General features: G+C 66.6%; 16 protein-coding genes and 1 pseudogene. 2 read left to right on the top strand and 15 right to left on the bottom strand.

What is annotated here, in order from left to right; all coding sequences use genetic code 11:
* Positions 1–7: 7 nt before the first annotated feature.
* The 14 genes and pseudogenes from CC207_RS22855 to paaF all read right to left on the bottom strand — a co-directional run bounded on the left by CC207_RS22855 (position 8) and on the right by paaF (position 13,503).
* Entirely contained in the window at positions 8–1,240 is a 1,233-nt protein-coding gene (locus CC207_RS22855) for an OprD family porin (protein ID WP_088852809.1), read from the bottom strand.
* Between the two features lie 35 nt (positions 1,241–1,275).
* Positions 1,276–2,844 (bottom strand): annotated as a pseudogene (locus CC207_RS22850) (cation acetate symporter); the annotation flags it as partial.
* Positions 2,835–3,143: a DUF485 domain-containing protein gene (locus CC207_RS22845; protein ID WP_028688889.1), complete on the bottom strand. Its 309-nt coding sequence runs from the start codon at positions 3,141–3,143 to the stop codon at positions 2,835–2,837. The gene CC207_RS22845 and the pseudogene CC207_RS22850, both read right to left, overlap by 10 nt.
* Before the next feature lie 205 nt (positions 3,144–3,348).
* Positions 3,349–4,425: a 1,2-phenylacetyl-CoA epoxidase subunit PaaE gene (gene paaE / locus CC207_RS22840; RefSeq protein ID WP_028688888.1), complete on the bottom strand. Its 1,077-nt coding sequence runs from the start codon at positions 4,423–4,425 to the stop codon at positions 3,349–3,351.
* A gap of 15 nt (positions 4,426–4,440) precedes the next feature.
* Positions 4,441–4,965 carry a 1,2-phenylacetyl-CoA epoxidase subunit PaaD gene (gene paaD / locus CC207_RS22835; protein ID WP_062362417.1) on the bottom strand — a complete coding sequence of 175 codons (525 nt, stop codon included), beginning with the start codon at positions 4,963–4,965 and terminating at the stop codon, positions 4,441–4,443.
* Positions 4,952–5,710, bottom strand: coding sequence for a 1,2-phenylacetyl-CoA epoxidase subunit PaaC (gene paaC / locus CC207_RS22830; protein WP_062362413.1), 759 nt, complete (start codon positions 5,708–5,710; stop codon positions 4,952–4,954). The genes paaD and paaC overlap by 14 nt, the downstream gene beginning before the upstream one ends.
* An 8-nt stretch (positions 5,711–5,718) precedes the next feature.
* Positions 5,719–6,000: a 1,2-phenylacetyl-CoA epoxidase subunit PaaB gene (gene paaB, locus CC207_RS22825; RefSeq protein WP_011533969.1), complete on the bottom strand. Its 282-nt coding sequence runs from the start codon at positions 5,998–6,000 to the stop codon at positions 5,719–5,721.
* Positions 6,001–6,028: 28 nt separating this feature from the next.
* Positions 6,029–7,018 carry a 1,2-phenylacetyl-CoA epoxidase subunit PaaA gene (paaA, locus tag CC207_RS22820; protein ID WP_088852808.1) on the bottom strand — a complete coding sequence of 330 codons (990 nt, stop codon included), beginning with the start codon at positions 7,016–7,018 and terminating at the stop codon, positions 6,029–6,031.
* Positions 7,019–7,314: 296 nt separating this feature from the next.
* Entirely contained in the window at positions 7,315–8,634 is a 1,320-nt protein-coding gene (gene paaK, locus CC207_RS22815; RefSeq protein WP_088852807.1) for a phenylacetate--CoA ligase PaaK, read from the bottom strand.
* 94 nt (positions 8,635–8,728) lie between these two features.
* Positions 8,729–9,949, bottom strand: coding sequence for a 3-oxoadipyl-CoA thiolase (gene pcaF / locus CC207_RS22810; protein ID WP_088852806.1), 1,221 nt, complete (start codon positions 9,947–9,949; stop codon positions 8,729–8,731).
* Positions 9,942–10,391, bottom strand: coding sequence for a hydroxyphenylacetyl-CoA thioesterase PaaI (gene paaI, locus CC207_RS22805; protein ID WP_028688882.1), 450 nt, complete (start codon positions 10,389–10,391; stop codon positions 9,942–9,944). The genes pcaF and paaI overlap by 8 nt, the downstream gene beginning before the upstream one ends.
* Positions 10,384–11,901, bottom strand: a complete 1,518-nt coding sequence (paaH, locus tag CC207_RS22800; protein WP_088852805.1) for a 3-hydroxyacyl-CoA dehydrogenase PaaH — start codon at positions 11,899–11,901, stop codon at positions 10,384–10,386. Before paaH ends, paaI begins: the two co-directional genes overlap by 8 nt.
* Positions 11,902–11,903: 2 nt before the next feature.
* Entirely contained in the window at positions 11,904–12,698 is a 795-nt protein-coding gene (paaG, locus tag CC207_RS22795; RefSeq protein WP_028688880.1) for a 2-(1,2-epoxy-1,2-dihydrophenyl)acetyl-CoA isomerase PaaG, read from the bottom strand.
* 31 nt (positions 12,699–12,729) lie between these two features.
* Complete coding sequence (gene paaF, locus CC207_RS22790) at positions 12,730–13,503, bottom strand: 2,3-dehydroadipyl-CoA hydratase PaaF (RefSeq protein WP_069017588.1); 774 nt, start codon at positions 13,501–13,503, stop codon at positions 12,730–12,732.
* A 340-nt stretch (positions 13,504–13,843) separates the two neighbouring features.
* Between paaF and paaY the strand changes: the two genes are divergently transcribed.
* Together paaY and paaX are read left to right on the top strand one after the other, a co-directional pair.
* Positions 13,844–14,443 (top strand): phenylacetic acid degradation protein PaaY, encoded by a 600-nt coding sequence (paaY, locus tag CC207_RS22785; protein WP_028688878.1) that lies wholly within the window; start codon positions 13,844–13,846, stop codon positions 14,441–14,443.
* Positions 14,444–14,502: 59 nt separating this feature from the next.
* Complete coding sequence (gene paaX / locus CC207_RS22780; protein WP_088852804.1) at positions 14,503–15,426, top strand: phenylacetic acid degradation operon negative regulatory protein PaaX; 924 nt, start codon at positions 14,503–14,505, stop codon at positions 15,424–15,426.
* A 328-nt stretch (positions 15,427–15,754) separates the two neighbouring features.
* Here the strand turns inward: paaX and CC207_RS22775 are convergent, their stop codons facing one another.
* Complete coding sequence (locus CC207_RS22775; RefSeq protein ID WP_028688876.1) at positions 15,755–16,738, bottom strand: fatty acid desaturase; 984 nt, start codon at positions 16,736–16,738, stop codon at positions 15,755–15,757.
* Between the last annotated feature and the right edge of the window lie 2 nt (positions 16,739–16,740).

Raw genomic sequence — 16,740 nt, 5'->3', positions numbered from 1 at the left:
GGCGCGGTTACCAGAGCGCCAGGGTGTAGCCGATGATCAGGCGGTTCTCGTCCACGGCGTTGGTCAGGCCGTTGCCGGAACGGAAGGTGACGTTGCGCCAGCGCAGGCTGACGTCCTTGAACGGGCCGCTCTGGATGACGTAGGTGATGTCGGTGTCGCGCTCGCGCTCGCGGCCGTTGCTGAGCGTGGCGGTTTCGGCGTGGCGGCCGTCGGTGTAGCGGGTCATGAAGCTCAGTCCGGGGATGCCCATCGCCACGAAGTCGTAGTCGTAGCGCACCTGCCAGGAGTCGAGCCCGGCGCGGGTGAAAGTGTTGTAGGTGACCAGGTTGACGGTGTAGGGATCGCCGCCATTGAGGAACGGGAAGGCGCTGTCACCGGACATCTGCTGCCAGGTGGCGGTGAACTTGTGGGCCTTCACGCCCAGGGTGAACATGGCGTTGAAGTTGCGGTTGTCGATGCGCCCGGCGCGCTCGGCGCCGTCGCCGCGGCTGTCGAAGTAGCGCAGGTCGCTGCGCAGGCTGACACCTTCGGCCAAGGGTTGGGTATGCAGAAAACCGAGGTATTGCTGGCGGTAGATGTCCTCGAGCTTGGCGTAGTAGTAGCTGACGCTGGCCTGCGGGGTGATGGCGTAGTTGCCGCCACCGAAATCGAAGTGGTCGCTGCTGGCGGCGCCGTAGCCGATGTCGTCGCGCCCGGAAGAGTCGCGCAGATTGGCCTTGGTCAGGCGGCCGCCGTTGAAGGTCAGGCCGTCCAGCTCCTGGCTGGTCAGCAGGCCGCCCTGGAAGGTCGAGGCCAGCAGGCGGGTGTCGTTGTACACCACCACCGGCAAAACCGGCTGCAAGGTGCCCAGGCGCAGGGTGCTCTTGGACACCCGCAGTTTGCCGGTCAGGCCCAGTTCGCTGTAGTCGTCCACCGGCTCCAGGCTACGCGGCCCGTAAGGCAGCAGGCCGGTGTTGCGTCGGTCGCGGCTGGAGTCGAGCTTGATGCCCAGTTGGCCCATGGCGTCCACCCCGACACCGACCGGCCCCTCGGTGAAACCCGATTCGAAGCGTGCGGTGAAGCCCTGGCCCCATTCCTCGGCCTTGCTCTGCGGGGCGTTGCCCTGGCGGAAGTCGCGGTTGATGTAGTGGTTGCGCAGTTCCAGGCGTGCGTGGCTGTCAGCGATAAAGTCCGCCATGGCTGGCAAGGGCAGGGCAAGGGTGGCCAGCCAGGCGGCTGACGTGAGGTGCGTGCGGTTCATTGTGGTTGTACCCGACATTGTTATTGTTCTTGAGGTCAGTGCTTGCTGGCGCCAGCGGCGCCGATACCGGTCATCGAGCGGATGAACTGGGCCAGGTAGCGCCCACGTTCTTCGCGCGCCCGCTCCGAGCTGTCTGTGACCGAGAAGGCCCAGGCCGCGAGGAAGGCCAGCGACATGGAGAACAGCGCCGGGTTGCTGTAGGGGAACAGCGCCCGCTCGTTGTGCAGCACGTTGACCCACACCGCCGGGCCCAGCACCACCAGGACGATCGCCGAGACCAGCCCGGCCAGGCTGCCGCCCACCGCGCCGCGGGTGGTCAGGCCTTTCCAGAACATCGAGAGCAGCAGCACCGGGAAGTTGACCGAGGCGGCCACCGCCAGCACCAGGCCGGAAAGGAAGGCGATGTTCTGCGACTCGAACAGCAACCCCAGCAGCACCGCGAACAGGCCGATCCCCAGCGTGGCCAGGCGCGACACGCGCATCTCTTGCTGCTCGCTGGCCTGGCCCTTGCGCACCACGCAGGCGTACAGGTCGTGGGACACCGCCGAGGCGCCGGACAGCGCCAGGCCTGCAACCACGGCGAGGATGGTGGCGAAGGCCACCGCCGAGATGAAGCCGAGGAACAGGTTGCCGCCCACGGCCTGGGCCAGGTGCACCGCGACCATGTTGCCGCCGCCGATGATCGCCCCGCTGGCATCGCGGTAGGACGGCTCGGTGCCGACCATGACGATGGCGCCGAAGCCGATGACGATCAGCAGCAGGTAGAAGTAGCCGATGAAACCGGTGGCGTAGAACACGCTCTTGCGCGCTTCCTTGGCGTCGCTGACGGTGAAGAAACGCATGAGGATATGCGGCAGGCCGGCCGTGCCGAACATCATGCCCAGGCCCAGGGAGATGGCGTCCACCGGGTTGGACAGCAGCGCCCCCGGCGCCATGATCGCCTGGCCCTTGGCATGCACGGCCACGGCGCTGGCGAACATCGCCTCGGTGCTGAAACCGAAGTGCCTGAGCACCATGAAGGCCATGAAGGTGGTGCCCGACAGCAGCATCACCGCCTTGATGATCTGCACCCAGGTGGTGGCGAGCATGCCGCCGAAGGTGACGTACAGCACCATCAGCACGCCCACCAGCATCACCGCGTACAAGTAGCTGATGCCAAACAGCAGCTCGATCAGCTTGCCGGCGCCGACCATCTGCGCCACCAGGTACATCAGCGCCACGGCCAGGGTGCCGAAGGCCGAGGTCAGGCGCACCGGGGCCTGGGCCAGGCGGTAGGACACCACGTCGGCGAAGGTGTACTTGCCCAGGTTGCGCAGGCGCTCGGCGATCAGGAACAGGATGATCGGCCAGCCGGCCAGCACACCCAGGGCGTAGAGCAGGCCGTCGTAGCCGTTCATGAACATCATCGCCGAGATGCCGAGGAAGGACGCGGCGCTGATCATGTCGCCGGCGATCGCCAGGCCGTTCTGCATGCCGGTCAGGCCACCGCCGGCGGTGTAGAAGTCACTGGCCGAACGGGTGCGCAGGGCGGCCCAGCGGGTCACCAGCAGGGTGAAACAGACGAACACCAGGAACATCGAGATGGCAGTCCAGTTCATCGCGCGCACTCCTGCTTGACCACTTCGTTGAGCGGGTCGATGACGCGGTTGGCGCGGTGCATGTAGACGCCGGTGAGGGCGAAGGACAGCAAGACCATCAGCACGCCCACCAGCATGCCGACGCTGGTCACCCCGCCGCTGAGGGACTGGCCGAGCACGCCGGGGGCGAAGGCCACCAGCAGGACGAAGCCGTAGTAGGCAACGAGCATGGTCAGGGTCAGCGAGCCGTTGAGGCGGCGCTTGCGCTGGATCAGTTGCACGAAGGCGGGGTGCTTGCTGATGGATTCGAGGTGTTCGGGTGTCATGGGGAGCGTTCTCTCTGGCTGTTGTAATTGTTTTTTCAGGTCACGCGGTATTGCTGCTTGCACCGTCCCTGTAGGAGCGGCCTTGTGTCGCGAAAGGGCTGCGCAGCAGCCCCGGCAATCTTTGCAATGTTGCAGATCCCGGGGACCGCTTTGCGGTCCTTTCGCGACGCAAGGCCGCTCCTACAGGGATGCAGGCGCCTCGATCTCAAAGCTGATCGAAATCGAGCACCACCTTGTCGCTCAGCGGGTAGGTCTGGCACGACAGCACATACCCGGCCGCCACTTCGTAGTCCTCCAGGGCATGGTTGCTGTCCATCTCCACTTCACCCTCGATCACCTTGCACTTGCAGGTCGAGCACACCCCGGCCTTGCACGACCAGGGCAGTTCGGCGCCGATGGCATTGCCGGCCTCTAGCACGCTGCGGGTGTTGCGCGGCAGGTCGAAGGCCAGGGCGCGGCCATCGCTGATCACGGTCACGTGGCTGACCGCCGAATCCACCTGGCGCGCCGCCTCGCGAGCTTCGCGACGGGCCTCGACACCGGCGGCGGCAAACAGCTCGAAGTGGATGCGCTCCCTGGCCAGGCCGTTGGCCTGCAGGCTGTCGCGCACGGTCTCGGTCATCGCCTGCGGGCCGCAGATGAACGCCGCGTCGAGTGACTGCACGTCGAGCCAGCGGGCGAACAGCTGGTCGCACTTGTCGGCGTCGATGCGGCCGTTGTACAGGTCGACGTCCTGCTGCTCGCGGCTGAACACGAAGATCAGGTTGAGGCGGTCGAGGTACTGGTTCTTCAGGTCTTCCAGGCGATCGCGGAACAGCGCGCTGTTGCTGGCGCGGTTGCCGTACAGCAAGGTGAAGCGGCTGCGGGGCTCGCTGGCCAGGGTAGTGGCGACCAGCGACAGGATGGGGGTGATACCGCTGCCGGCGGCCACGCCCAGGTAGTGCCCTCGGCGCGCCGGGTCCAGCGGCACGAAGAAGCTGCCCGACGGCGGCATCACCTCCAACTGCTGGCCGGCCTTGAGCACTTCATTGGCGAAGGCCGAGAAACGACCGCCCGGCACGCGTTTGACCGCCACGCGCAATTCGCCGTCCTGCACCGCGCTGCAGATCGAGTAGGAGCGGCGTACCTCTTGGTCATCCAGTCGGGTGCGCATGACCAGGTACTGGCCCTGGGTGAAGCGGAACTCTTCGCGCAGGTGCGCGGGCACGTCGAAGGCGATGGACACCGCGTCGCGGGTCTCCTGGCGCACTTGCCGGACGGTCAGGCTGTGAAACTGGCTCATGGCGTTCTCCACGGCTCAAAGGCATTTGAAATAGTCGAACGGTTCCAGGCACGCACGGCAGCGGTACAGGGCCTTGCAGGCGGTGGAGCCGAACTGGCTGAGCAGTTCGGTATCGCGGCTTGCACATTGCGGGCAGCACACCGTGGGCGGGGCCCCGCGCAGGCTGGCACTGCCGGCGGGCGGTGCGATGCCGTAGGCGCGCAGGCGCTCGCGGCCCTGGTCGCTGATCCAGTCGGTGCTCCAGGCCGGGGTAAGCCTGCGCTCCAGCTCGGGCTCGGCGAACCCTGCTTGTTCTAGCGCCTGGCGGATGTCGCCCTCGATCACCTCGGTGGCCGGGCAGCCGGAGTAGGTCGGGGTGACCACCAGGTGCAGGTGGCCGGCGCGCCAGTCGAGGTCGCGGACGATCCCTAAGTCGACCACGCTGACCACTGGCACCTCCGGATCCATCACCTCGGCCAGCACCGCCCAGGCCTGGGTCAGGTCGCCGTCGCGCAGGGCGCGGGCGCCGCGGTCACCCACGATCAGTTCACCAGGTCGCATCGGGGTAGGCTCGCGGCAAGAACTGCATCTCGGCCAGCAGCAGGCCCAGGTGCTCGGTGTGCAGGCCCTTGCGCCCGTCCAGGTAGAAGTGGCTGGCGGCGTTGGGCAGCGGCAGCTCGACCGAGGCGAAGATTGCCTCCACAGCGGCGTGCCAGCGCTGGGCGACCTGCGTCGGGTCGGCGGCAATGCCGGCGTGGGCCAACTGTACTTCGCTGTCGCTGGCGACCGTCAGCTCGACGGTGAAGCGCCACAGCATCGGAATGGCCTCGAGCATGCGTCGACGGCTTTCCTCGGTGCCGCCACCCAGGCGCTGCACCCACTCGCCGGAACGGCGCAGGTGATAGGTCACCTCCTTCAGGGCCTTGGCGGCGATGCCGGCGATACGCTCATCGCCCGAAGCACTCAAGCCATCGAGCATGGCGTGGTGCCAGGCGTCGTAGAGGAACTGCTTGAGCATCGTCACGGCATAGTCGCCGTTGGGCTGCTCGACCAGCAGCAGGTTGCGGTAGGCGCGCTCGTCGCGACGGAAGGCTAGAGCGTCGGCATCGCGGCCGTCGTCCTGCAATTCGGCGGCATAGTCCAGCCAGTTGCGGGCTTGGCCGACCAGGTCGAGGCCGACGTTCATCAGCGCCAGTTCTTCCTCCAGCGCCGGGGCCTTGCCGCACCACTCGCACAGGCGCTGGCCCTGGACCAGGGCGCTGTCGCCGAGCAGCAGCAGGTATTGAATCAGTGCTTGCTTGTGCATGGCGTGCCTCACATGTGTCCGACTTCGGCCGGCAGCTCGTAGAAGCTGGCGTGGCGGTAGACCTTGTCATCGGCCGGGGCGAACAGCGGGTCCTTCTCGTCGGGGGAGGAGGCGGTGATCAGCGCCGAGGGCACCACCCACAGGCTCACTCCCTCGCTGCGGCGGGTGTACAGCTCGCGGGCGTTCTCGATGGCCATGGCGGCGTCGGCGGCGTGCACGCTGCCAACGTGCTTGTGGTTCAGGCCGTGCTTGCTGCGCACGAAGACTTCGAACAGGGTCCAGACAGACATTGGGGGTATCTCCGCATCATTCGCCGCTTCAGGCGGCGTTCTTGTTCTGTTGCTTGCGGGCATAGGCCATGGCGGCCTCGCGCACCCAGGCACCGCTTTCGATGGCGTTGCGCCGGGTGGCCAGGCGTTCCTGGTTGCAGGGGCCGTTGCCCTTGATCACTTCGTAGAACTCGTCCCACTGGATCTCGCCGAAGTCGTAGTGGCCGCGGGCCTCGTTCCACTTGAGCGCCGGATCTGGCGCGGTGCAGCCGAGCAGTTCGAGCTGGGGCACGGTCTGGTCGATGAAGCGCTGGCGCAGTTCGTCGTTGGTCTGGCGCTTGATCTTCCAGGCCATGGACTGGGCGCTGTTGGGCGAGTGCTCGTCGCTGGGGCCGAACATCATCAGCGCCGGCCACCACAGGCGGTCGATGGCGTCCTGGACCATGTCCTTCTGCGCCTGGGTGCCGTGGCGCATCATGGTCAGCAGCAGTTCGTAGCCCTGGCGCTGGTGGAAGCTCTCTTCCTTGCAGATGCGGATCATGGCGCGGGAGTAGGGGCCGTAGGAAGTGCGCTGCAGCACCACCTGGTTGACGATCGCCGCGCCGTCCACCAGCCAGCCCACCGCACCCATGTCGGCCCAGCTCAGGGTCGGGTAGTTGAAGATGCTCGAGTACTTGGCCTTGCCACTGTGCAGCTTGGCGATCTCTTCGTCGCGGTCGGCGCCGAGGGTTTCCATGGCGCTGTACAGGTACAGGCCGTGGCCGGCTTCGTCCTGGATCTTGGCCATCAGTTGCAGCTTGCGCTTGAGCGATGGGGCGCGGGTGACCCAGTTGCCTTCCGGGAGCATGCCGACGATTTCCGAGTGGGCGTGCTGGGAGATCTGGCGGATGAGGGTCTGGCGGTAGGCCTCGGGCATCCAGTTCTTGGCTTCGATCTTGATCTCGGCGTCGATCTTCTCCTGGAAGGCGCGCTCTTCGGGCGACATCTCCTCCAGGGACTTGAGGCGCTTGACGCCGGTTTCTACGAGCTGTGCGTACATGTTCAGGCTCCCGGTTGTGGGCTGCTTGGGGCGTGGGTCATTTATAAGCGATACAAAACACAACATCAAACAGTATTTGATGTATCGGTTATGACTTATGTATCGCTTTAAGATTGCCGGGGCTGCTGCGCAGCCCTATCCGACCGGTCCGACGCCTCGGCAAGGCCGCTCCTACAGGGGAACGCGAACCCCTGTAGGAGCGGCCTTGCGTCGCGAAAGGGGCCAAAGCGCCCCCGGCTTTCTCGAGGCAAAAAAAGCCCCGGACCATGCCGGGGCTCCATTCTCAGCGCTTGCCGTCAGCCAGCAAGTCGCTTGTCATACACATGACAAGCCTTGCCCTCCGAACGCTTCAGCGTGCCGCAAGGCTGCAACTGGATCTGCGTGCTGATACCGATATAGGTCTTGATCTGCCGCGCCAGCTCGCCCACCACCTGCTTGCGCTGCCTCTCGTCGAGGTACTGGCTGTCGCTGCGCAGTTCCACATGCACCTCGACGCTGTCGAGGTTGCCATTGCGATACAGATGAATCTCATACAGCTCTGAAAGTTGTTTTATCTTGAGCACCTGCTCCTCGATCTGCGTCGGGAACACATTGACCCCGCGGATGATCAGCATGTCGTCGCTGCGCCCGGTGATCTTGCCGATGCGCCGCATCGGCCGTGCCGTGCCGGGCAGCAAGCGGGTCAGGTCGCGGGTGCGGTAGCGCACCATGGGCAATGCCTCCTTGCTCAACGAGGTGAACACCAGCTCGCCAAGCTGGCCGTCCGGCAGCACGTCGCCGCTGACCGGGTCGATGATCTCGGGGTAGAAGTGGTCCTCCCAGATGGTCGGGCCGTCCTTGGTCTCGAGGCATTCCATGGCCACGCCCGGGCCCATGATTTCCGATAGCCCGTAGATGTCCAGCGCATCGATGCCCAGGCGCTGCTCGATTGAGCGGCGCAGTTCGTCAGTCCAGGGTTCGGCGCCGAAGATGCCCAGGCGCAGCTTGAGGTCGTGCGGGTCGATGCCCTGGCGCTCGATCTCGTCGGCAAGGTTGAGCATGTAGGACGGCGTGACCATGATGATGTCTGGCTGGAAGTCGCGGATCAGCTGCACCTGCTTCTCGGTCTGGCCGCCGGACATGGGGATCACCGTGCAGCCCAGGCGCTCGGCGCCGTAGTGCGCGCCCAGGCCGCCGGTGAACAGGCCGTAGCCGTAGGACACATGTACCTTGTCGCCACGGCGCCCGCCGGCGGCGCGGATCGAGCGCGCCACCACGTTGGCCCAGGTGTCGATGTCGTTCTGGGTGTAGCCGACCACCGTCGGCTTGCCGGTGGTGCCGCTGGAGGCATGCAGGCGCACCACCTGGTCCTGGGGCACGGCGAACATGCCGTAGGGGTAGTTGTCGCGCAGGTCATTCTTGCCGGTGAAGGGGAACTTCGCCAGGTCGTCCAGCGACTTCAGGTCATCGGGGTGGGCGCCGCAGGCGTCGAAGCGCTGGCGATACAGCGGCACGTTGGCGTAGGCGTGGTTCAGGCTCCAGCGCAGGCGTTCCAGCTGGTGCTGGCGCAACGCGTCGAGGCTGGCGGTTTCCATCGGGTCGAGCAGGGCGCGGTCGGCATCGTGGTAGAGGTTCATGGTTTCACTCGAGTTGTTCTTGTCGTGGGCCGAAGCCCTGAGTGTCATGGCAGGCAGCATACTGCCCGCGTCGCGTGGCGTCTCTGGCGGCTGATCAGAGGCGTTCGAGCACAAGGGCGATGCCCTGGCCGACGCCGATGCACATGGTGCACAGGGCGTAGCGGCCGCCGGTCTGCTCCAGCTGGTACAGGGCGGTGGTGACTAGCCGTGCGCCGCTCATGCCCAGCGGGTGACCCAGGGCGATGGCGCCGCCGTTGGGGTTGATCCGGGGATCGTCGTCGGCCAGGCCCAGCTCGCGCAGCACGGCCAGGCCCTGGGCGGCGAAGGCTTCGTTGAGTTCGATCACGTCCATGTCGGCCAGGGACAGGCCGGTCAGTTCCAGCACCTTGCGGGTGGCCGGCACCGGGCCGATGCCCATCAGTCGCGGCTCGACGCCCGCCACGGCGAGGCCAAGGACCCGGCCGCGAGCCTTGAGGCCATGTCGCCGGGCTGCCGCGGGGCTGGCCAGGAGCAGGGCGCAGGCGCCGTCGTTGACCCCCGAGGCATTGCCGGCGGTGACGCTGCCACCGTCGCGGAACGGCGTGCCCAGGCGCGCCAGTTGCTCAAGGGTGGTGTCGCCCCGTGGATGTTCGTCGTGCTCGACGCGCTTGGCCGGGCCTTTGCGCTGGGGGATATCCACCGCGACGATCTCCCGGGCCAGGCGGCCATTGGCCTGGGCGGCGGCGGCCTTGAGCTGGCTGCGCAGGGCAAAGGCGTCCTGGTCCTCGCGGGAGATGGCGAAACGCTCGGCGACGTTCTCGGCGGTCTCGGGCATCGAGTCGATGCCGTATTGCGCCTGCATCAGCGGGTTGACGAAGCGCCAGCCGATGGTGGTGTCGAACAGCTGCGCGCTGCGGCCGAAGGCCTGTTCCGACTTGCCCATGACGAAGGGCGCCCGCGACATCGATTCGACGCCGCCGGCCAGCATCAGCCCGGCCTCGCCGCAGCGCAGGGCGCGGGCGGCGTTGCCGATGGCGTCCAGGCCCGAGCCGCACAGGCGGTTGATCGTGGTGCCGGGCACCTCGATCGGCAACCCGGCCAGCAGGCCGGCCATGCGCGCGACGTTGCGGTTGTCTTCACCGGCCTGGTTGGCGCAGCCGAGGATCACATCGTCCACGGCCGCCCAGTCCAGCTCGGGATGGCGCGCCATCAGCGCCTTGATCGGCACCGCGGCGAGGTCGTCGGGGCGCACGCTCGACAGGGCGCCGCCGTAGCGGCCGATAGGGGTGCGCACGGCATCGATGATCAGTGCGTGAGGCAGGCTGGCGTCAGTCATTTGAAGTCTCCGGCGACAGCACGGTGCCGCGCACTTTGTAGGATTTGCCGTGGAACAGGGCGATCAGCTCGCCCTGCTGGTTCTCGATGCGCACGTCGTAGTTGCCGGTGCGGCCCTTGCGGCTCTGCTCGTCGGCGGTGGCCAGCAACTGATCGCCCAGGCGTGCCGGCGCCACATAGTCGATGCTGCAACCCAGGGCCACGGCCGCTTCATCGTAGCTGTTGCAGGCGAAGGCGAAGGCCGAGTCGGCCAGGGCGAACAGGTAGCCGCCGTGGCAAGTGCCGTGGCCCTGGAGCATGTCGGCGCGCACGCGCATGCCCAGTCGGGCGCTGCCGGGGCCGGCGTCGAGCAGCTCGATGCCCAGGCCCTGGCTGGCGGCGTCGCGGGCGAACATGGCCTGGGCACAGGCGCGGGCCAGGGTGTGTGCGGATTGTTCAGCCATGCAGACGGCCTCCTTCGGCGTGGGTGCGGCGCAGCAGCAGTGACGGGCGGTAACGCTCCTCGCCGTAGCTGCGTTGCAGGTTGTCGAGTACGTCCAGGGTGAAACCGACCCCCAGGTCGTCGGCCCAGGCCAACGGGCCGCGCGGGTAGTTGACCCCGGCGCGCATGGCCAGGTCGATGTCGCCGGGCGTGCCGACGCCCTGCAGCACGGCGTCGGCGGCCTCGTTGGCGAGCATCGCCACGGTGCGCAGCACCACCAGGCCGGGCAGGTCGGCCACCGGACAGACGCTCAGCCCGGCCCGGGCGAGCAGGGCGACGGCCTGGTCCAGGGCCTCGGCACTGCACTCGGCGCCGTGGCTGATGGCCAGGCGCGTGGCGCTGGCGTAGTCCAGGGCCAGGTCCAGCAGCACCAGGTTGCGCAAGCCGTCCTCGCGGGCGCGCTGGCTGGCCAGGCGGCCATCGGACAGCGCCAGGGTGGCGTCCCCTACCCGCAGCAGGCCGCTGCCAGCGCGCTCGGTGACGCCGATACCCTTGGCGCGCAGGCGCTCGACCAGGGGCTGCAGGACGCCGAGGTCACCTTCCACGGTGCAGCGCTCGACAGGCGCCTGGCTGGTGATTGTCGCGGCCTGTGGCCGCTCGGCGCCTTCGGCATAGCTATAGAAGCCCTGGCCGGTCTTGCGCCCGAGGCGCCCGGCGTCGACCAGCTCTTTTTGCACCAGCGATGGCTGGAAGCGGAAATCGCCATAGAACGCCTCGAACACCGAGCAGGTCACCGCGTAGTTGACGTCATGGCCGATCAGGTCGGTCAGCTCGAAGGCGCCCATGCGAAAGCCTCCGGCGTCGCGCAGCAGGGCATCGAGGGTGGCGCAGTCGGCGGCCCCCTCCTGTAGCAGGCGCAGGCTTTCGGCGTAGAAGGGCCGAGCCACGCGGTTGACGATAAAGCCCGGCGTCGAACGGGTGTGCACCGGTTGCTTGCCCCAGTTGCGGGCGGTGTCGTACAGGATGGTCGCCAGTGTCGGCGCCGTGGCCAGCCCGGACACGACTTCCACCAGTGCCATCAGCGGTGCCGGGTTGAAGAAGTGCATGCCGATCACCCGCTCCGAGTGTCGGAGCCCAGCGGCAAGGCTGGTGATCGACAGCGAAGAGGTGTTGCTGGCCAGGATGCAGTCGTCGGCGCACCGGGCTTCAAGTTGGCGCAGCAATTCTTGCTTGATCGGCAGGCTTTCGACGATGGCCTCGATCACCAGGCGGGCATCGGCCAGGTCGTCGAGGCTGTCGATCGGTTGCAGGCGAGCGCGGATGGCACTGCGGTTGTCAGGGGTGAGCCTGCCTTTTTCCACCAGCCGGCCGAGCTGCCGGTCGATACCCTCGATGGCCTGCGCAGCGGCGCCGGGGCGGTTGTCATAGAGGCATACCGGGTGGCCGGCCTGGGCCGCCACCTGGGCGATGCCAGCCCCCATGGCGCCAGCGCCGATCACTGCCACCAGGGCGTCGTTGTCGAGTGCGGCCATGGTCAGCGCCCCTTGAATACAGGCGTGCGTTTGTTCATGAAGGCACCGACACCCTCGCGGTAGTCCTCGCTGCGCCCGGCCAGGCGTTGCAAGTCGCGCTCCAGTTCCAGTTGTTCGTCGAAGCGGTTGTCGAAGCTCTGGTTGAGAGCGCGCTTGATCAGGGCCAGGCCATAGGTGGGCTGGGTGGCCAGGTGGCGGGCGAGCTTGAGTGCTTCGTCGCGCAACGCGGCATCGTCCACCACCCGGTGGATCAGCCCCCATTGCTCGGCCTGCTCGGCGCTCAGGCGCTCGCCTAGCATGGCCAGTGCCTTGGCCCGGGCCATGCCGACCAGGCGCGGCAGCAGCCAGGTGCCGCCGGAGTCCGGCACCAGGCCGATCTTGCAGAACGCCTGGATGAAGCTTGCCGAGCGCGCCGCCAGCACCAGGTCGCAGGCCAGCGGCAGGTTGGCGCCGGCGCCGGCGGCCACGCCATTGACCGCGCAGATCACCGGCAGCGGCAGGTCGCGCAGGCTGCGCACCAGCGGGTTGTAGAACTGTTCGATGGACTGGCCAAGGTCCGGCAGCTCGGCGCCGGGCGCGACGTTGCGGTCGGCCAGGTCCTGGCCTGCGCAGAAGCCACGGCCTTCGCCGGTCAGCAGCAGCACCCGGGCGGTTTCGCTCTGGCGCACCTGCTTCAGCGCTTCGCGCACTTCCAGGTGCATGGCGCTGTTGAAGCTGTTGAGCTGCTCGGGCCGGTTCAGCGAAAGCAGGGCGACGCCGTCGTCGCCAATGGAAAACAAGATGTGCTGGAAGGACATGACTGGCTCGCTCCGTCAGTCGGTGGAAGGCTTACAGCCCTTGGAATCGGGCCGGGCGTTTGGCCTGGAAGGCGCGGATACCCTCGTCGCGGTCGGCGGTGCCGGCCAGCAGGGTGAAGGCGTGGCGTTCGAAGCGCAGGCCGCAGGCCAGGTCCATGTCCTGGGCCTTGAGCAGCGCTTCCTTGGCCAGGCGCACCGCCAGCGGTGCCTTGGCGGCGATGGCGGTGGCCACCTGCAGGGCGCGCTCGACGGTGAGTTCGGGCTGGGTGACTTCGCCGACCAGGCCTGCCTGCAGGGCATGACGGGCGTCGATGGCTTCACCGCCAAGGACCATCTGCATGGCCAGCGGCTTGCCCACGGCGCGCAGCAGGCGCTGGGTGCCGCCAGCGCCGGGGATGATGCCGAGGTTGATTTCCGGTTGGCCGAAACGGGCGTCGCTGCCGGCGATGACGATGTCGGCGCACATCACCAGTTCGCAGCCGCCGCCCAGGGCAAAGCCGTTGACGGCGGCGATCAGCGGTTTGCCAAAGCCGGCGATGCGCTGCCAGTGGGCCACGCGTGGGTCGTTGAGGATGCCGACCAGATCGCGCTGGGCCATCTCGTTGATGTCGGCGCCAGCGGCGAAGGCCTTGCGACTGCCGGTGATGACCACGGCGCGGATCTCTGGATCCTGGTCGGCGGCGTCCAGTTCTGCGGCCAGCTCTTCCAGCAGCGCCGTGTTCAGGGCGTTGAGGGCTTGCGGGCGGTGCAGGGTGATCAGACGGACGCCGTCCGCCGGGGCCTGCACGATGAGGTTGCTTGGCATGGGGGTACCTCAGGCTGCACGTTCGGCGCCGGCTGGGGCCGGCTTTTCTTGGAATTGTTCGTGGTGCTGGTGCAAGTATATGTACAAAGCGATACGCAAAATCAACATTGAAATTGTAATTGCGTATCTGTATTTGAGGCGAGTGACGCTATCGCGGGGCAAGCCCGCTCCCACGCTGTCTCGCTGCTATAGCCATTTGTGGGAGCTAGCTTGCGCAGCAATTAGGTCATCACTGTCCTGAAGCTTTGTGAAGAAAGCGATACATCAGGTTGGCATTGACTAAGTGATTTGATCTGATACAGGATCATTTGGTCTTCTGAATCATATCGAGCCCCAGCCCATGCCCTGCTATCGCCTCGAAGGCCTCACCCCAGTGGTTCATCCCAGCGCCTATGTACACCCCAGCGCCGTGCTGATCGGCGACGTGCTGGTCGGCCCCAACTGCTACATCGGCCCTTTGGCCTCGTTGCGCGGCGATTTCGGGCGAATCATCCTGGAAGAGGGCGCGAACCTGCAGGACACCTGCGTGATGCACGGTTTCCCCGGCGGCGACACGCTGGTCGAGCGCAACGGCCATATTGGCCATGGCGCGGTGCTGCACGGCTGTCGGATAGGCGAGGACGCCCTGGTCGGCATGAACGCGGTGGTCATGGACGGCGCGCATATCGCCCCACGCTGCATCGTCGCCGCCACGGCCTTCGTCAAGGCGGGGTTCACCTGCCCGGAGCAAAGCCTGGTGGTTGGCGCGCCGGCCGAGGTCAAGCGCCCGCTCAGCGACCAGGAGCTGGCCTGGAAACAGCGCGGCACCGCCGAATACCACAGCCTGGCCCGGCGCTGCATGACCGCGCTGGTGGAGTGCCCGCCGCTGACCGCGCCCGAGGCGGACCGCCCACGCATGGGCGACTCCGGCTTCAGGCCCAAGGCCGAGGGCGGTGCATGAGCCTTGCGCGGTCGCGGCAGGCAGGTATAGTCGAGGCTTTAGCCGCGCCTCGTTCCCTCATGAGCAGCCTTGCCCCCCTGAATCACCTGATCACCCGTTTCCAGGAGCAGACGCCGATCCGCGCCAGCTCCCTGATCATCACCCTCTATGGCGATGCCATCGAACCCCATGGTGGCACGGTCTGGCTGGGCAGCCTGATCAACCTGCTGGAACCGATGGGCATCAATGAACGGCTGATCCGTACCTCGATCTTCCGCCTGACCAAGGAAGGCTGGCTGACCGCCGAGAAGGTCGGCCGGCGCAGCTACTACAGCCTGACCGGCACCGGCCGGCGGCGTTTCGAGAAAGCCTTCAAGCGCGTCTACAGCGCCAGCCTACCGGCCTGGAACGGCGCCTGGACCCTGGTGCTGCTGTCGCAACTCGACGCCGGCAAGCGCAAGGCCGTGCGCGAGGAACTCGAATGGCAGGGCTTTGGCGCCATGGGCACGAACCTGCTGGGCTGTCCGCGCACCGACCGTGCCGACCTCGCCGCGACCCTGCGCGAGCAGGACGCCGAGGACGACTGCATCGTCTTCGAAACCCACGCCCAGGAAGTGCTGGCCTCCAAGGCCCTGCGCGCCCAGGTACGGGAAAGCTGGAACATCGAGGAACTGGGCCAGCACTACAGCGAGTTCATCCGCCTGTTCCGCCCACTGTGGCAAGCCATGAAGGACCTCGAGGCGCCGAGCCCGCAGGACTGCTTCCTGGCGCGCACGCTGCTGATCCACGAATACCGCCGCCTGTTGTTGCGTGATCCGCAACTGCCGGACGAGTTGTTGCCGGGGGATTGGGAAGGGCGCGCGGCCCGGCAGTTGTGCCGCAACCTGTACCGGCTGGTGCAGGGCAGGGCGGAGGAGTACCTGGCCAGCGCGCTGGAGACGGCGGATGGGCCTTTGCCGGATGCCAACGAGAGCTACTTCAAGCGCTTTGGTGGGCTTGGTTGATTTGAGGGCGTTGGCGACCTGGTAATTCTGCCAGTTGGCGGCATTGCGATCCGTTGCAAGGATTGCCTGCGTATTCATGGCAGGCGGCACTTCTAATATGAGTCGGGCACGGTGGCGGCACTCCCATAGCATCTCCTCGATTCTGGCCACAGATCGGCAAGGTTCGATCCTGCTCTCCAATGACCAGCCAAATTGATACACCGGCTATGGCGACAATAGTCAGAGCGCCGCCCGGCTCGGCTTCACCTGCCAGTATTGTGAGACGAGTGCGGGTGTCTATTGTCGTCCGAGGGCAACCCATCGAGCACCGCCACCTCCCCGCCGCCCCTCAACCCCGCTGATCGAAGAAATGCCCCATCAGCTGCAACAACGGCCGTCGCCGGTTCTTCACCGCGAACGCCCACTCATGGGTCTGCGACGGCGCATGGCCGACCTCATGTTCGCTCAGCAGCTTCTGCACCTGGGCCAACCGGTACCACGGCACCGAGGGGAAGGCGTGGTGGACGATGTGCAGGTTGAAGTTGAGGATCACATAGCGCGACCACAGCGGCAGGTCCTTGCAGTCGTGGGACACCCCATCCTGCTCCCAGAACTGCAGGCGGTCGGCGTCCCTTGGCAGCAACGGCGCCTCGGCGTGGTGGGGCAGGTTGAGCAGCTCGACCATGAAGAACAGGAACACCCAGGTGATCCCGTAGAACAGCACCAGGTCCAGCAGGTGCCCAAGGCTCCAGGCCAGCACGGCCGCCGCCAGGTAACCGGCCAGGTACAGGCGGGCGAAGCGGATCTCCTTGAGAATCCTCGGCGAACTGTCGCCCTTGGCCCGGGCAATGAACGGCGCGCGCCAGTTGAGCAGGAAATGGTTGGCGGCGATCATCGGGATCCAGTGCTTCCAGACGAACTCCAGGGTGCGCTCCTGTTTTTTCGTCATCACCGAGAAGCGCTCGATCATGCCGCGGTTCTCCGGGTCGTTCACCGGGTGCGCGGTCCAGGTGTGGTGAGCCATGTGGAAGCGCCGGCGGACCAGGAACGGCAAGGCGATCAGCCAGCCGTCGCAGTGGCCGATGAAATCGTTGAGCCGGCGGTTGGCCGAGGCGGCGCCGTGGGTCGCCTCGTGCATGATCAGGTAGAGCTGCACGGTGGCAAGGCCTGCCAGCGCCAGGCCCAGCAACTGCAAGGCGGTGGAGTCGGCGAGCCACAGGTTCCAGGCCACCGCCAACAACAGCAGGTCGGCGACCCAGAGCATCACGGTCCAGGGTTCCCGGGCGCCGTCGGGGATCTGTTTTCTTACACTAAGCCATTGGTCCTTGGTCACTT

Origin of the sequence: Pseudomonas sp. DrBHI1 (genome assembly GCF_002205115.1) — a bacterium.
GTDB lineage: Bacteria > Pseudomonadota > Gammaproteobacteria > Pseudomonadales > Pseudomonadaceae > Aquipseudomonas > Aquipseudomonas mosselii.
Note: the sequence above shows the minus strand (reverse complement) of the source record. Positions and strands in the feature narration are given on the sequence as shown.

Coding starts and splice junctions, on each gene's coding strand:
- paaA (WP_088852808.1), bottom strand. CDS start 7,018: ATGTACGCACAGCTCGTAGAAACCGGCGTCAAGCGCCTCAAGTCCCTG.
- paaC (WP_062362413.1), bottom strand. CDS start 5,710: ATGCACAAGCAAGCACTGATTCAATACCTGCTGCTGCTCGGCGACAGC.
- CC207_RS22845 (WP_028688889.1), bottom strand. CDS start 3,143: ATGACACCCGAACACCTCGAATCCATCAGCAAGCACCCCGCCTTCGTG.
- CC207_RS22855 (WP_088852809.1), bottom strand. CDS start 1,240: ATGAACCGCACGCACCTCACGTCAGCCGCCTGGCTGGCCACCCTTGCC.
- paaG (WP_028688880.1), bottom strand. CDS start 12,698: ATGTCCTTCCAGCACATCTTGTTTTCCATTGGCGACGACGGCGTCGCC.
- paaD (WP_062362417.1), bottom strand. CDS start 4,965: ATGCGACCTGGTGAACTGATCGTGGGTGACCGCGGCGCCCGCGCCCTG.
- paaI (WP_028688882.1), bottom strand. CDS start 10,391: ATGGCTGAACAATCCGCACACACCCTGGCCCGCGCCTGTGCCCAGGCC.
- paaK (WP_088852807.1), bottom strand. CDS start 8,634: ATGAACCTCTACCACGATGCCGACCGCGCCCTGCTCGACCCGATGGAA.
- pcaF (WP_088852806.1), bottom strand. CDS start 9,949: ATGACTGACGCCAGCCTGCCTCACGCACTGATCATCGATGCCGTGCGC.
- paaY (WP_028688878.1), top strand. CDS start 13,844: ATGCCCTGCTATCGCCTCGAAGGCCTCACCCCAGTGGTTCATCCCAGC.
- paaH (WP_088852805.1), bottom strand. CDS start 11,901: ATGGCCGCACTCGACAACGACGCCCTGGTGGCAGTGATCGGCGCTGGC.
- paaB (WP_011533969.1), bottom strand. CDS start 6,000: ATGTCTGTCTGGACCCTGTTCGAAGTCTTCGTGCGCAGCAAGCACGGC.
- paaX (WP_088852804.1), top strand. CDS start 14,503: ATGAGCAGCCTTGCCCCCCTGAATCACCTGATCACCCGTTTCCAGGAG.
- paaE (WP_028688888.1), bottom strand. CDS start 4,425: ATGAGCCAGTTTCACAGCCTGACCGTCCGGCAAGTGCGCCAGGAGACC.
- paaF (WP_069017588.1), bottom strand. CDS start 13,503: ATGCCAAGCAACCTCATCGTGCAGGCCCCGGCGGACGGCGTCCGTCTG.